Source organism: Streptosporangium sp. NPDC023825, from assembly GCF_040639575.1.
In the GTDB taxonomy this organism is placed as follows: domain Bacteria; phylum Actinomycetota; class Actinomycetes; order Streptosporangiales; family Streptosporangiaceae; genus Streptosporangium.
Window position 1 is genome coordinate 40,327 of sequence record NZ_JBFAAE010000031.1, and the last position, 13,526, is coordinate 53,852.

The 13,526-nt window shown below is 66.8% G+C and carries 15 protein-coding genes, 1 tRNA gene and 1 pseudogene; 4 read left to right on the forward strand and 13 right to left on the reverse strand.

The window, feature by feature from the left end:
• Entirely contained in the window at positions 1–579 is a 579-nt protein-coding gene (locus tag AB0G15_RS25185) for a hypothetical protein (RefSeq protein ID WP_362844190.1), read from the reverse strand.
• Between the two features lie 1,035 nt (positions 580–1,614).
• Between AB0G15_RS25185 and AB0G15_RS25190 the strand changes: the two genes are divergently transcribed.
• Complete coding sequence (locus AB0G15_RS25190; protein ID WP_362844192.1) at positions 1,615–2,574, forward strand: ankyrin repeat domain-containing protein; 960 nt, start codon at positions 1,615–1,617, stop codon at positions 2,572–2,574.
• 148 nt (positions 2,575–2,722) lie between these two features.
• Here the strand turns inward: AB0G15_RS25190 and AB0G15_RS25195 are convergent, their stop codons facing one another.
• The 5 genes from AB0G15_RS25195 to AB0G15_RS25215 all read right to left on the reverse strand — a co-directional run bounded on the left by AB0G15_RS25195 (position 2,723) and on the right by AB0G15_RS25215 (position 6,576).
• Positions 2,723–3,352: a DUF6461 domain-containing protein gene (locus tag AB0G15_RS25195; protein WP_362844195.1), complete on the reverse strand. Its 630-nt coding sequence runs from the start codon at positions 3,350–3,352 to the stop codon at positions 2,723–2,725.
• 379 nt (positions 3,353–3,731) lie between these two features.
• On the reverse strand, positions 3,732–4,238 hold the full coding sequence (locus tag AB0G15_RS25200) for a UTRA domain-containing protein (RefSeq protein ID WP_362844197.1): 507 nt from the start codon (positions 4,236–4,238) through the stop codon (positions 3,732–3,734).
• A 164-nt stretch (positions 4,239–4,402) separates the two neighbouring features.
• On the reverse strand, positions 4,403–4,915 hold the full coding sequence (locus tag AB0G15_RS25205; protein WP_362844200.1) for an NUDIX domain-containing protein: 513 nt from the start codon (positions 4,913–4,915) through the stop codon (positions 4,403–4,405).
• A gap of 241 nt (positions 4,916–5,156) precedes the next feature.
• Positions 5,157–5,705: a MerR family transcriptional regulator gene (locus AB0G15_RS25210; RefSeq protein ID WP_362844202.1), complete on the reverse strand. Its 549-nt coding sequence runs from the start codon at positions 5,703–5,705 to the stop codon at positions 5,157–5,159.
• A 10-nt stretch (positions 5,706–5,715) separates the two neighbouring features.
• Positions 5,716–6,576 (reverse strand): SDR family NAD(P)-dependent oxidoreductase, encoded by an 861-nt coding sequence (locus AB0G15_RS25215; protein ID WP_362844205.1) that lies wholly within the window; start codon positions 6,574–6,576, stop codon positions 5,716–5,718.
• Between the two features lie 860 nt (positions 6,577–7,436).
• Between AB0G15_RS25215 and AB0G15_RS25220 the strand changes: the two genes are divergently transcribed.
• From AB0G15_RS25220 to AB0G15_RS25230, 3 genes and pseudogenes are all read left to right on the forward strand, one after another.
• Positions 7,437–8,105, forward strand: coding sequence for a Type 1 glutamine amidotransferase-like domain-containing protein (locus AB0G15_RS25220; RefSeq protein ID WP_362844207.1), 669 nt, complete (start codon positions 7,437–7,439; stop codon positions 8,103–8,105).
• 490 nt (positions 8,106–8,595) lie between these two features.
• Positions 8,596–8,724 (forward strand): annotated as a pseudogene (locus tag AB0G15_RS25225) (IS5/IS1182 family transposase); the annotation flags it as partial.
• 28 nt (positions 8,725–8,752) lie between these two features.
• Entirely contained in the window at positions 8,753–9,187 is a 435-nt protein-coding gene (locus tag AB0G15_RS25230; protein ID WP_362844210.1) for a VOC family protein, read from the forward strand.
• Between the two features lie 5 nt (positions 9,188–9,192).
• Here AB0G15_RS25230 and AB0G15_RS25235 read toward each other — a convergent pair whose 3' ends face one another.
• The 7 genes from AB0G15_RS25235 to glp all read right to left on the reverse strand — a co-directional run bounded on the left by AB0G15_RS25235 (position 9,193) and on the right by glp (position 13,523).
• On the reverse strand, positions 9,193–9,336 hold the full coding sequence (locus AB0G15_RS25235; RefSeq protein ID WP_362844213.1) for a hypothetical protein: 144 nt from the start codon (positions 9,334–9,336) through the stop codon (positions 9,193–9,195).
• Between the two features lie 150 nt (positions 9,337–9,486).
• Positions 9,487–9,560 (reverse strand) — tRNA-Ala (locus AB0G15_RS25240).
• A 57-nt stretch (positions 9,561–9,617) separates the two neighbouring features.
• Complete coding sequence (locus AB0G15_RS25245; protein WP_362844216.1) at positions 9,618–10,352, reverse strand: hypothetical protein; 735 nt, start codon at positions 10,350–10,352, stop codon at positions 9,618–9,620.
• A gap of 124 nt (positions 10,353–10,476) precedes the next feature.
• Complete coding sequence (locus tag AB0G15_RS25250) at positions 10,477–11,121, reverse strand: GNAT family protein (RefSeq protein ID WP_362684586.1); 645 nt, start codon at positions 11,119–11,121, stop codon at positions 10,477–10,479.
• A gap of 55 nt (positions 11,122–11,176) precedes the next feature.
• Positions 11,177–11,650: a MogA/MoaB family molybdenum cofactor biosynthesis protein gene (locus AB0G15_RS25255; RefSeq protein ID WP_362844219.1), complete on the reverse strand. Its 474-nt coding sequence runs from the start codon at positions 11,648–11,650 to the stop codon at positions 11,177–11,179.
• Between the two features lie 176 nt (positions 11,651–11,826).
• On the reverse strand, positions 11,827–12,321 hold the full coding sequence (moaC, locus tag AB0G15_RS25260) for a cyclic pyranopterin monophosphate synthase MoaC (RefSeq protein WP_362844222.1): 495 nt from the start codon (positions 12,319–12,321) through the stop codon (positions 11,827–11,829).
• Between the two features lie 14 nt (positions 12,322–12,335).
• Positions 12,336–13,523, reverse strand: coding sequence for a gephyrin-like molybdotransferase Glp (glp, locus tag AB0G15_RS25265; protein WP_362844320.1), 1,188 nt, complete (start codon positions 13,521–13,523; stop codon positions 12,336–12,338).
• Positions 13,524–13,526 lie beyond the last annotated feature (3 nt).

Consider the following 13,526-nt stretch of genomic DNA (forward strand, 5'->3'; position numbering starts at 1 on the left):
TCACGCACACCGGGACGGATCCTGGCCTTGGCGATCGAAATTCTCTTGAGAGACCATCACGTCAACCCAGTCGCCCTTCTTCTCGTCGTACTGCTGAATGAGAACCATGCCCGGCTTGAGATTTTCAATATCGTCACCGGTGAAGTAGACATGAGCAATACTGAAAGTGTGGTCACGGTTACCTCCGAATGCGTGATACTCGACCCCCGGCACCATGGCAAACGATTCCGGCTCCACCGTCCAGCCATCGGCGGGTTCATCGATCCGGAACGAAGCACTTTGCCCATCGAGAGAAGGCGCGTTGAAATGCGCGTCATCAACCGTCACGGTGGATGATGATGAGATATTTATGGAGACAGGGCTTCCAACCGATCCGCCGCCAGGCGATGTACTCACAGGCTCCTCATAGTGGTACACCTTCACACCGTCAGGAGTCGCACCCTCACACCACGCCAGGACGATCACCGGATGGCCTTCCGAATCAACACTCAACCCGGTGAGGCCGCCTATAACAGGTGTACATCCGGAAACTCCCACGACAACCGAGACCGCAAGCACAACACCAAGCCATCGCCGCATATCCAAAGGATAAGAGGCCACGTCCCACGCCGTAGATCCGTGATCTTATCGGGGCCTGGCCGTTCGCAGTTCGCAACGCTCCCACCGATAACCCACGTAAAGGTCCAGTGATCACCTGCGCGTCTTTTCCGCCACCCTGATCACCTCGGGGCCTGAGTACCCCCGCCGGAGACATGCTTTGACCTTCGCCGTCTGCGTCGCCGTACGGCTGCCGCGTCGCCGTATCCCGTCCGGCCCGCTGATCTTTTCCCCGTCTCTGCCTGGCGTCCGATGTGCGGTGGGCCGGTCGGGCGGGACCGGCCCGGAGAGGCCGCACGCCCGCCCGGGTCCGGCCCGACCGCCCGCCGCCCAGCCGGCGGCGACTTGATGACGTAGGGAAGGTTTGAACCATGCAGCTTTGTAGACGCTTGTGTTGTCCCGGGAGATGCTTGACACCTCTGTCCCAGGACATGTTTGACAGGTGCCGTTATCGGCCGATCTTTCGTGCGTCGTTTGCGGGCGTCGCGCGTCGGTGTCTTCATCGGCGCCTCCCAGCCCTCTACGGTTACGTTTTTGCGATCACTGTGCGACTCCTTATGGTCGGGGTGTTCACGAACGCGGTTGGACAGCGAAGATGACACCCTGACGTAGATCGCTCCGATTCGGAAGCCCCTGAAACGACAAGATCCCGCCTGATCGCGATGATCGGACGGGATCCCGTCACCTTCAGTCCAGCCGTTTCAAGAACGGCCCTAGGTAGAGATGAGGGGATTCGAACCCCTGACCCCCTTCGATGCGAACCCCGGTGGGGCGTCCCGCTTCCGGTCATCGGATGCCGTCAGGTGCTGTGACGATGACGTCCGTTGATCGACGGTGCGCCCTCGTGTCAGCGGATTCGCTGACTTTTCGCTGACGCCCCCAGCCGCCCACAGGCCGGTATGGCCATGACCGCCGGAGGGCACCTTCCGCAGACCGACCGCGGCACCGGCCCGAATGTGTCGGCCTCGCACGTCATGATCGGCATTCACATGTCCCGTACGTTTCTCAAGGAGTGCCATGGCTGCTACCGACGATGTCAGATGGTGGGGCGTCAACGACTGGACGGACCTCGACCTGGTCCGCGCCGAGCTCGCCACGGGTGCCGATCCGAACTCCGGCGTGCCCGTCTTCGAAAAGCCGCTGCACGCCGCGGCTGATCGCGGCTCGCCTGAAGTGGTCGCCGAGCTGGCCACGCGCGTCGATGACGTCGACGCGGAAAGTCGAGGCCGCACCGCCCTGTGGATGGCCGTCTTCGAAGGCCGCACGGACAACGCCCGAGCCCTCGTCTCCGCCGGGGCGGACCCGTGGCGCCCCATGATGGCAGGCTGGTCCCCCGGCCGCCTCAGCCTGGCCGGCCCCACTCCCGACCTCTTCCCCCTCCCCTCACCGGATGCCGGTCTGTCCGAAGCCGAGGCAGCCGCCGTGGCCGAAGCCGGGCGTCTGATCCCCGCGCTGGGAGACCTCTACTACGACGGCCTGAGCCTGGCCTGCGTGGCCGACGTCAGCGCGACCGAGGCGACAGCGCGACTGGAAGCCGCACCTGCCGACGACGTGGACATCGATGCGCTTTACGAGGCCTGGTGGAACACCCCGGACGCCGATCTGATCATCGGCATCACGGACGTGCCGGGCGGCTGCGTCATCACCCAACCCTGGGGAAACACCGCGTCCACTCCCGGCGTCATCAAGCGCGTCTCACCGGGCACGGTCTGCTACAGCATGTACGCCAATCCCAAGGGCGGCAGTAGCGGAGACGTCGCCCGAGACGGCGCCGTCATCACGGCCTGGGAACCGTGCGTTGCCTACACCGTTCCCACTGACGCTCTTGCCGAGGAGATCCTCGCCGCCTATCTCTACCGCGGCCACCCCGTGGCGTTCTGCTGCGCCGGCACAGATCTGCGCCTGGCCCACGCCGGGCCGATCATCGGCTCGTCCGCCACGTGGCTCAGGCTGCCCAAACAAGACTGGTGGACCTGACCTGCGGAAATGGCGAAAGGCTCGGCTCCATGAGCTGGAACCGAGCCTGGGTGGGGTGTTCACGAGTGATCGTGACCTGCCGATGAACCAGGGGATCATTGATCGCCTCCCAGACTGAAGATGATCGTTTCCCTGGCCAGTTGTGCGTTCAAGGCCTAGGTGGGCGCCAGGAGGGGTCGCCGATGCGCGAGTGCCGCGCCTGGAACCAGTCGGCGGCGATGTCGGTTTCCGTGATGCGCCCGATCAGCGCCAAGGTCGAGCTGATGCTCTCTGGACCCTCCACGAGATTGTCGAGGACACCGTCATCGGTGATCTGGAAGCGCAGCCCGTCCATCAGATGGTCGAGCGCCTGCGGATCGTCACCGAACCTTCGATCAGGCCAGCCGGGATCGAAGGAGACGATCATGCGCCCATCGCGGACGTACTTGAAGCGCTCCCTGCCATGGATGTTCATGCTGAAGCTGAGGGCCTGACGGCCGCCCTGGGTGACGGACATCAAAGACGCGTCATCGTCGAACAGTCCCGGAACGATCCCGATCCAGCCGTTGACCTCGGCCACCCAGCGGGAGCCGTCGTCGAGGTGGTGATCGAGGATCTCGCTCAGGTAGCAGGGGGTGCGGGTGTCGAGGTCCAGGTGGAAGGCTGGGGCGAGGGTGCCGAGGTCAGCCCCCTTGATCCACAGGGCGCAGAATCCCAGCGCCCACAAATCGCCCTCATCGAGCCCCTCGGTGAAGATCGTCGAGACCAGAAGGTCGTACAGGTAGGTCCGTGACTGCATGGCTGCCTTCCGAAGAGAAGGGACGTTCCGGAAGACGCCCCCTTCAGGGTCTTTACGCATAGGGCTTGCCTGGTGCACAAGAGGGGTTGAGAAGGTCGCTTCCCGGGGAGAAAGCGATCACTTCCCGCCCGCACAGGCCGGACGCTGCCCGTTCCAGGGTCAACAGGTCGCATCAGGCATGCGAACCGTCACGTAGGAATGTGGCTGCTCCAGCCACTCGCAGCTCAGCCGCGCCCCGGTGGTGTGGTCGATGACCGCGAGGAAGGCGGCTCTCCAGTGTCACCCAGTTGGTCACTCAGTTCTCCGCGGGTCGACTCCCCCGGTGTGCCACGAAGCTCCCGGCCCTGGAGCAGAGTGACGGCACGTCCCTCGTGACCGGTCATCCGCTGGTGCCTTCGCCTACCGGGCCGGAGTACCCGAGTTGCGAGGTCTCTGCCGGGACCACGATGTCGGCGACCTCGACCGGCCGACCGTCGGCGAGGTAGGCGCGCTGGATCGTCAGCACGATGGACCCTGACGAGATGCCGAGGCGCTTGGCCTCTCCCGGAAGAGCGGCACGCGCGCCGACATCCTCGACCCAGTCATCGACGATCACTCCGATTTCGGCCATCCGGTGCGTCACCCCGTGCCCGGCCAGCGGCCCGTCCTCGGGCATCGCCACGATCGTGCCTCTGGTCAGTTGCAACGGCTCGTAAGAATCCGACAGCATCCAGACCCGACCGTCGGACCGGAAGACGTACCGCGTGTGCATGACGTCATCCCCGTCGTCTTCGGGCTCGTCGAGAGCGAGCCGGGCGCGTACTTCCGGCGACGCGCGCACCGTGGCGGACTCGTACTCCCAGCTTCCGGCTCTCGCCTGCTCAAGCATGTCGGTGACGGAGACCATCTACCGCAAGCACCTCCGCCCGATGCTCTTGGAAAGGGCTGAAGCAATGGATCAGATCTTCGGAGACTAAACAGTCCATTCGGTTGATCATGCGGCTACCCGAAGGCCGCTTCCACGAACCGGGAGCGGCCTTCATCATGTGGTGACTGCAAAGGACAGAAGTCCTACGCGCGCAGGACACGCGGTTCATCTGACGTCGGCCGTCCCCCTACGGCCAGCACATCGGCCAACAGCCCCGGAAGTCCCACAGGCCGCAGAGTCTCTGTTGCCTCGGCTGCGACAAGCTCGGCCAGGGACCACCACCGATGATCAATGATTCCCTGCTGTTCATCCGGTTCCAGATGGTCACGGGTGATGGTCTGCGTACCGTACGCCCGCGCAAGGAAATAGCGTTCGTGCACATGCATGGGTTCGCCTCCCCATCGGACGTCCGCATCGAGGGTCCACAGGCATGGTCCCCACTCGACCTCCGTGAGTCCGGTCTCCTCCAGTAGTTCTCTGCGAGCGGCTTGCAGGAAGTCTTCGCCGTCCTTCAGCCCCCCACCCGGGGGCACCCAGAACACCTCCCGGACCGGAGACCCGGGAACGACGATGACGCCGTCGTACCTGTGCCGGATCATCAGAATCCGATCATGCTGGTCCAGCAGCAGGATCCGGGCACCTCGGCGGGTCCGCATCGTTGGCCCCCGTCTGGCATAGTCACTCAGTTGGTCACCCGGCAACGCAAAAGGCTACTCCCGATCTCTCGGAAGTGGCCTCTGACCTGGTGGGGAGTTCACGAGTGCGGTTGAGCTTGGAGAATGCGAGGCCTTGGAGATCGTTTCCCATCAGGGAAGTGATCGTTTCCCGCGGGGGCTGTGGCCGGAGATTGGAGAGGGGCCGGACTACCGCCAGCAGCCCGGCGAGCGTCGGCGTCCCTCACTCTGCTGGGAGTGCCCGTCGCAGCGGCTCGTCCGGCAGCGCCGTGCGGTCGGTACCGGTGGTGATGCCGAGGGCCTGAACGTCCGGCCCGGTCGAGCCCCCGTACGTGGCGATCTTGTATTCGACCGCCGTGAGAGAAAGGGTCAGCTCACGGATCCGGCGGCGGATGGTGTCGCGATGTTCGACCAGCGCATCGAGCCGCTCCGGCACCGTGTGCCCTCCCGCATCGACGAGCGAGATGTAGTGCTGCAGGTCACGCATCGGCATACCGGACAGCCGCATCCGAGTGAGGAACACCAGGCGCCGAACCGCTTCGGCGTCGTAGACGCGATGACCATTACCGTCGCGGGCCACCTCGACCAGCCCGGCCCGCTCGTAATAGCGCAGCGTGTGGGGCGAGATGCCGAGGAGGTCGGCAACCTCGGCGATCGTCATCGTCTCGGGCAGATCGGCCAGGTCGGCGAGGCGGTGGATCGCCTCGACCGACAGCGGACCGTCGTCCCCGAGCGTTTCGAGCGCCCTGGTCATCAGATCGTCGGTGGCCATGACCACGAGCCTAGATGGGCCGTACCGATGCAGAGACACCCTCGAAGTCGGCGCTGCGGGCGGTCTCGGCCCACTGCTCGGCCTCGTCCAGGCCTCGCCGGTAGGCACGCGAGATACGCTCGACCGCCTCGCGCCCGAGCGGCAGCCGCAACGGCACCTCGTCGCCGTGCGCGAGGGACACGATGATCTCGGCCGCCCGTGCCGGGTCACCTTCCTGGCGGCCGTCGGTCCCGGCCATGTCCGCACGGACGTTGGCGAGCAAGTCACGGTAGGTCGCGGACGGCTCGACGAACTCGAGCACGTCGCCCCCGTTGAAGCCAGTCCTGAACCGGCTGGGCTCGACGAGCATCACCCGGATCCCGAACGGCGCGACCTCCCCGGCCAGGGCCTCGGACCAGCCTTCGAGGGCGAACTTCGACGCGGAGTACGCCGACACGCCGGGGAACGACGTCCGCCCACCCTGGCTGCTCATCTGCACGATCGTCCCGGTGCCCCGCTCACGCATCGTGGGCAGCGCCGCCCGGACGAGCGCGGCGGGGCCGAACAGGTGCAGATCCATCAACTCGCGCAACTGCGCGTCGCTGACCTCCTCGACCGCTCCGACCACGGCCCGGCCCGCGTTGTTGACCAGCACATCGAGCTGACCGAAGCGGTCGAGGGTGTCGCGCACGAGGTCCGCGGCCGCGGCGATGTCCCGGGCATCGAACTTCGCGATCAGGCAGTCGTCCGGGTACTTGGCCTCCAGGTCGGCCACACTCTCGGGCCGGCGCACCGCCGCCACCACGTGGTCGCCCGCCGCGAGCGCCGACTCCGCCAGTGCGCGTCCGAACCCGCGGGACGCGCCAGTGATGATCCAGGTCTGTGTCGTCATGGCGGGGACGCTATGCGTTCGAGCGCGCTCGAACGCAAAACCGACGTGACCACCAAACGGAAGATCGTGACCGGAAGCGCAAAGGAACGTGGACCACGGCCGCGTCGCCCAGACGATCCTGGTCGCTCTGCTCGTCACCGTCGCCAACGACCACTTCCTGGACCAGTGGCGCCACGCCCACCAGCCCCCAGACGAGCCCAACGCATTCGCCGGGATTCCTGAGATCCCAGCGCACATCGACCGCACACCGCTCGCTGACCGGAGCAGGCCACCACCCGCCCCACAACGCGCAATACAGATCACCTTGCCGCAGCACCCAGCCTGGAGCCGGCATCGCCGTGCCCAGAAGCGCGAACGTGGACCTCGACCAGCGTCCTGACATCACCCGGGCCTTCCCGGACCCCTGCTCCGCGGCTCCCAAAACAGGACGGCCCCAACTCGGAAACCCCTGAAACGACAAGATCCCGCCTGATCGCGATGGTCAGACGGGATCCCGTCAACCTCAGTCCAGCCGTTTCAAGAACGGCCCCTTGTGGAGATGAGGGGATTCGAACCCCTGACCCCTTCGATGCGCACCCCGGTGGGCGTACCGCTTCCGGTCATCGGATGCCATTCGGTGCCGTCAGGTGCCACGACGATGACGTCCATTGGTCTCGGTTGCGCTCCCGTGTCAGCGGGTTCGCTGACTTTTCGCTGACTCCGACCAGCCGTCCGCCCTGGGGTGACCATGGCTACGAGAAGCCGCGTTTCCCGCGCCCGGCCCGAATTTGTCGGTCTTGTACGCCATGATCAGCGCTCGTATGCACCGAGCTCCCGACTCTCGACGAGAGCGTCATGACCGCTCCGTACAGGAGGCAAGCGTGAAGCTTCTTCTCACTTCCGGCGGCGTCAAGAACCCGAGCATCCACAGCGCGCTGGTCGACTTACTGGGCAAACCGATCGCCGACTCCAACGCCCTATGTATCCCCACCGCCGGCTACGGGCACCCCCAGGGCAATCCCGGCGGGGCATGGCGTTTCATCAGCGGTCAGTCCTCCACCCCCATGTGCGAGCTGGGTTGGAAGTCCCTGGGAGTGCTGGAACTCACCGCGCTGCCCAGCATCGACGAAGAACGCTGGATCTCGTGGGTCCGAGAGACAGACGTCCTGCTGGTGAACGGCGGCGACGCCCTGTACCTGTGCCACTGGATGCGGCAGTCAGGACTGGTGGATCTCCTGCCGTCGCTGCACGAGACGGTCTGGGTGGGACTGAGCGCCGGAAGCATGGTGATGACCCCCCGTATCGGAGAGCACTTCGTCGGTTGGCAGCCGCCTGCCGGGAGCGACAGCACACTGGGCATCGTCGACTTCTCGATCTTCCCGCACCTGGATCACGAGCTCCTGCCGGAGAACACCATGGCCCACGCGGAAAGATGGGCGGCCGGAATCCCAGGTCCGGCGTATGCGATCGACGACGAGACCGCCATCAGAGTGACCGAGGGCACCGTCGACGTCGTGTCCGAGGGGCACTGGAGGCTGTTCTCCTCCTGACACCAACAGGGCTCGCACGGCGGTCGCCGGCTTTTCACTGATCCCGGTCCGCGAAGGTCCCTCGGAGGCCGTACGCCCCCCGGAGGACGAAGCGACCTCATAACTTCTGAGCAGCAAAAAGGCCCGGTTCCATGATCTGGAATCGGGCCTTTCGTCTTGTGGAGATGAGGGGACTCGAACCCCTGACCCCTTCGATGCGAAGCAATTCGAACACATGTACCGATCATGTTCTCGCCCTCGCGACCTGCGCCCGACCGTCCGTCAACGTCCATCTACGTCTGTGATCGATCCTTACGGTTGTCACGCAGTTGGTCACTCAGAACCCAGCAAGAAGCGCCTCTTATGCTGCCCTTCGGCCTTGTCGGGGACAGCGGGGACAGCCTGTCCCCGGCAGTGTCCCCGATTCTTCATGGCGTTCTCCCTGGTCAACCCCCTTTGAAGGACAGCGGGGACAGCGGGGACAGCTCCAGGCGTAGTTGCCAGGCCTCCGGCTCACGGCGAACGCGCGAATGCCGTCCTGAAGAACTGGCGGATCCTGCGCAAACTCCGCTGCTGCCCGCTACGTGCAGGTCAACTCGTCAAAGCAATCTTCGTCCTGCAAGCTCGCGAGGTGCGGTGAAATACCTTCAGTATGGAAAGCTTCTCCCATGGCATCCGTTAAGCAGTTTCAAGTCACTTTCGACTGTGGGGAACCTGAACGCGTCGCTCGTTTCTGGTGCGAAGTGTTGGGGTATGTCGCACCGCCGGTACCTGAGGGATTTGCTACCTGGGACGACTTCAACCGCACGCTGCCGCCTGAGGATCAGGGTTCATGGGCCGCATGCGTTGATCCCTCAGGGGTGGGTCCGCGGTTGTTCTTCCAGCGCGTTCCCGAAGGCAAGGTCGTCAAGAATCGGCTGCACCTTTGTGTGCGGGTCGGCAGCGGGCTCGTGGGTGCGGAGCGTCTGGCGGCCCTTGAGGCCGAATGCGCGCGGCTGATCCCGCTCGGCGCGGTCCGCGTAGAGCTCCTGCTTGCCGATGGGGTAAACGAGTCGACCCTCGTGATGCAGGACATTGAGGGCAACGAGTTCTGTCTGGACTGAGAGGTCTAAGCCAGGCCGTGCCGTACCCGAACATTGGGTTCGACATAAACCGCGTGGTTCTGGTCGATGTCGACGTGGACGGCGGCGAGCGCTTCCGGGACATCCTGAAGGCCCGGGGCGTCGAAGGGAGGCCGGTCCATTTGCGCCATTCGTCCAGAGTCCCGGCGATGGTCATGGAACGTGGGCATACCTCGACGATCTCGCCGCCTGCGCACGATCCCTGCCACCGGCGACCCGCACACCACTTGAGCAGCAAAAAGGCCCGGTTCCACGTTTTGGAACCGGGCCTTTCGATCTTGTGGAGATGAGGGGATTCGAACCCCTGACCCCTTCGATGCGAACGAAGTGCGCTACCGGACTGCGCTACATCCCCAAGACGTGGACTAGATTAGCAAACTTCCGGGGGCGCTCGCGCCATCCGGAGCGCGGGTCAGTCGCCGACCGCTCGGCGGGGGGGCTCCGCGTACTGATCGAAGATCTCGTCGCGGAGCGCGGCCAGGTCGATGATCTCGGCCACGGGGCGCTGGGCCTCCAGCAGGGCGGCACGGTGGCGGGCGCGCTTGGCACGTTCCGCGCGGGCCTGGGCGATGGCTTCGCGCCGTTCGGCGTCGATCTGGACCGTGACCCTGAGAACGGCCATGTAGACGCCCAGGAGCACCACTGAGGGCGCCACGCCCCACCAGGGGATGACCTGGACGGCCGCCGTCACCACGGAGGCGAGCAGGAGCAGCACGCACCAGAGCGTGAGGCGCCTGCGCTTGGCCACCTGCTTGCCCCGGCGGCGGAGTTCCGCGCGGCGGCGCTCGGACGCGGCCCTGCCGGCGGCGGTCCTACCGGTTTTGCCGGCCTGGGGCGGGGCGGGCGGGGCCTCACCCCCGGTCCCGGACGCTGCCTGGGCACCCGGCGAGGCTTCCTCGGCACCGGGCGACGGAACGTCCCCTTCCGGGGAGAGCGAGGACTCGGGCAGGTCGGCGGAGGAGACGGGCAGGGGCTCGGTGAGGGTCTCGGCCGAGTCCTCGTCGATCGCCCGCTCGTCGTAGGCGTACGGCTCGATGTCCTTGTGGGTCTCGGCCAGGGTGTTGCGGTCGCGGTGCAGCCACATGGGCACCAGCACGCACAGCCACATGACGACAATGGCCAGGTAGAGAACGACACCGCTGCTCACGGCCACCTCCGGGCAGCATGAAGACGCGCATGGTCTCCCGGCGTCCTCAATCTGCTCATGTCACGCACCGTAAGACCGCGTGTCACTATTTGACGAGCATTCGATGCGGTGTGTCGCGAGATCTTCAAACCTCTTCGTGCGGAGTGCCACCGTGGGCGGCCGCCTCACGGGCCCGCCGCCACCGTACGAGCAACCCCCTCGGGGCGTCTTCGACCGTGAGTGCGTAACAGATGTGGTCGCGCCAGGCACCGTCGATGTGCAGGTGCCGACGCCTGATCCCTTCTTCCCTGAAACCAAGCTTTTCAACCACTCTGCGGCTCGCGTGGTTCTCTGGGCGGATATTGGCCTCGACGCGGTGCAGCCCGGTGGTGAAGAAGCAGTGGTCGACGGCCATGGCGACCGCGGTGGGGGTGATCCCTCGACCGGCCAGCGCGCCGTCCACCCAGTAGCCGATCTGGGCCGACCTGGCGGAGCCCCAGACGATGGCGCCCACGGTGAGCTGTCCGGCGAAGGCGCCCTCGTAGGTGACGACCCACGGCAGCGCGAGACCCTGCCTGGCCTCCCTGCGCAGGGTTCCGGCCATGGAGACGTAAGGGCCGAGACCGGTCTTGAAGAGGGGGGTCTCGGGATTGCTCGGCTCCCAGGGACGGAGCCAGTTCGCGTTGCGCAGCCGCGACTCCCGCCAGACGCGCACGTCCCGCAGCCGCAGCGGCCGAAGTCCTACCGGGCCTTCCGTAAGGGTCACCGGCCAGCCACGAAGTCGATCCACACCCTCATCATCTCCCGAAGAAGGCCCACGGTGCCATGGAAGCGGGGGAGGCGGATCAACGGGGGTGATCTCCTCCCCTGATCTGGTCCACGGCGTGCCTGAGCACGGGAGACAGCACGCCCATGCCGTCGCGCACCCCTCCCGAGGAACCCGGCAGGTTGACGATCAACGTGCCACCGGCCTGCCCGGCGAGCCCGCGGGAAAGGATGGAGGTGGGCACCTTGTCCCGGTTGACGTGACGGATGGCCTCGGCGATGCCGGGAACCTCCCTGTCGATCACCCGCCGGGTCATCTCCGGGGTGAGGTCCGCCGGGGTCAGGCCGGTGCCGCCGGTGGTGACGATCACGTCGTACCCCTCGGCGATCCCGGACCGCAGCGCCGCCTCGACCGGCTCGCCGTCGGGGACCACCTGCGGGCCGTCCACGTCGCACCCGGCCGCCGCCAGCAGCTCGGCCAGCAGCTTCCCGGAGGTGTCCTCGTACGTCCCGGCGGCGGCCCGGTTGGAGGCGGTGATCACCAGAGCTCTCATGGGATCATCCTCCCAGGGTCTTGGGGACCCGGTCTCTAAGGACCCGGCCTTTCACCGACCCGGTCTCCGGGGACCCGGCCTCCCATCGGCCTGGTCTCCCGAGGATTCGGCGTCGCCGTGACGGGATCCCCTCACCGGACCGGATATCCGGGGCCGGGATATCCCGGGGCGGGATGTCAGGGGCGGGTCCAGATCCCCGTCTTGCCGCCGGTCTTCTCCTCGACGCGGACATCGGTGATCACGGCCGCCGGGTCGACCGCCTTGACCATGTCGATCAGGGCGAGCGCCGCGACCGAGACCGCGGTCAGCGCCTCCATCTCGACGCCGGTACGGTCGGCGGTCTTGACCCGCGCCGTGATCTCCACGCCGTCGTCGGCCACGGTCAGCTCGACCTTGACCCCGTGCAGCGCGATGGGGTGGCAGAGCGGGATCAGGTCGGGGGTCCGCTTGGCGCCCATGATCCCGGCGATCCGCGCGGTGCCGATCGCGTCGCCCTTGGGGACCTCCCCCGACCGCAGCAGCGCCACGGCCTCGGCGGACAGCAGCACCCGGCCGGTGGCGGTCGCCGTACGGAGGGAGACGTCCTTGGCCGAGACGTCCACCATGCGCGCCGCGCCGGTCTCGTCGAGGTGGGTGAATCCGGCCGGTTCGCTCCGGTCCCGGTCGTTCACAGGGTTCACAGAATTCACAGGGGGATGACCTCCACGTCCGTACCCTCGGGAAGCTCGGTGACGTCCTCGGGCACCACGATCAGGGCGTTGGCCGCGGCCAGGGCGGCGAGCTGGTGGGAACCCTGCCCGCGCACCGGGCCGACCGTACCGCCGGGACCGAACACGCCGCGCAGGTAGGAGCGCCTGCCCTCGGGCGAGCGGAGCCGGCCGGTGGTGACCGCCCGCACGGTCGGCGTGGGCTCCTCGGGCAGGCCCCGCATCCTGCGCAGCGCCGGCCGGACGAACAGGACGAACGACACGAACGACGAGACCGGGTTGCCGGGCAACGCGAAGATCGGCACCTGGTCCTCACCGACCACGCCGAATCCCTGGGGCATGCCCGGCTGCATGGCGACCCGCTCGAAACGGACCGTGCCGAGCGGGCCGAGGGCCTCCTTGACGGGCTCGTACGCGCCCATCGAGACGCCGCCGCTGGTGATCACGAGGTCGGCCCGCAGCAGCTGCGCGTCGAGCTGGTCGAGGAACCCCGCGGCGTCGTCGCCGACGATCCCCGCCCGGTAGCCCTCGCCACCCGCCTCGCGGACACCGGCGATCAGGGCGAAGCTGTTGGACTCCCAGATCTGGCCGGGTCCCAGAGGCAGGCCGGGCTCGACCAGCTCGGCTCCGGTGGAGATCACGACCACCCGCGGGCGGGGCCGTACGAGAACCCGGCGGCGGCCGACGCCCGCCAGAATCCCGAGCTGCGCGGGACCGATCGGGGTGCCCACGGGCAGGACGACGTCGCCCGCCCGCACGTCCTCCCCGGACCTGCGGATCGCGTGGCCCTTCACCGCCGGGCGGCCGATCGCGACCTGGGCGGTGCCGCCGTCGGTCCACTCGACCGGGACCACCGCGTCGGCCCCGGCGGGCAGCGGGGCCCCTGTCATGATCCGCATCGCCATGCCGGGACCGATGGCCTGCAACCGGCCGTCTCCGGCCGCGATGTCGTCGATCACCGGGAGCGTCACCGGGGCGTCCGCGACGTCCTCGGCGCGCACGGCGTAGCCGTCCATCGCGGAGTTGTCGAAGGGCGGCAGCGAGACCGGAGCGGTGACCTCCTCGGCCAGCGTGGTGCCCAGCGCCCGTTCCAGTTCCAGCTCCAGCGGGGCGAGCACCCGCACGGTGCGGAGGATGTCGGAGAGGTGGTCGTCGACCGATTTCAGGGA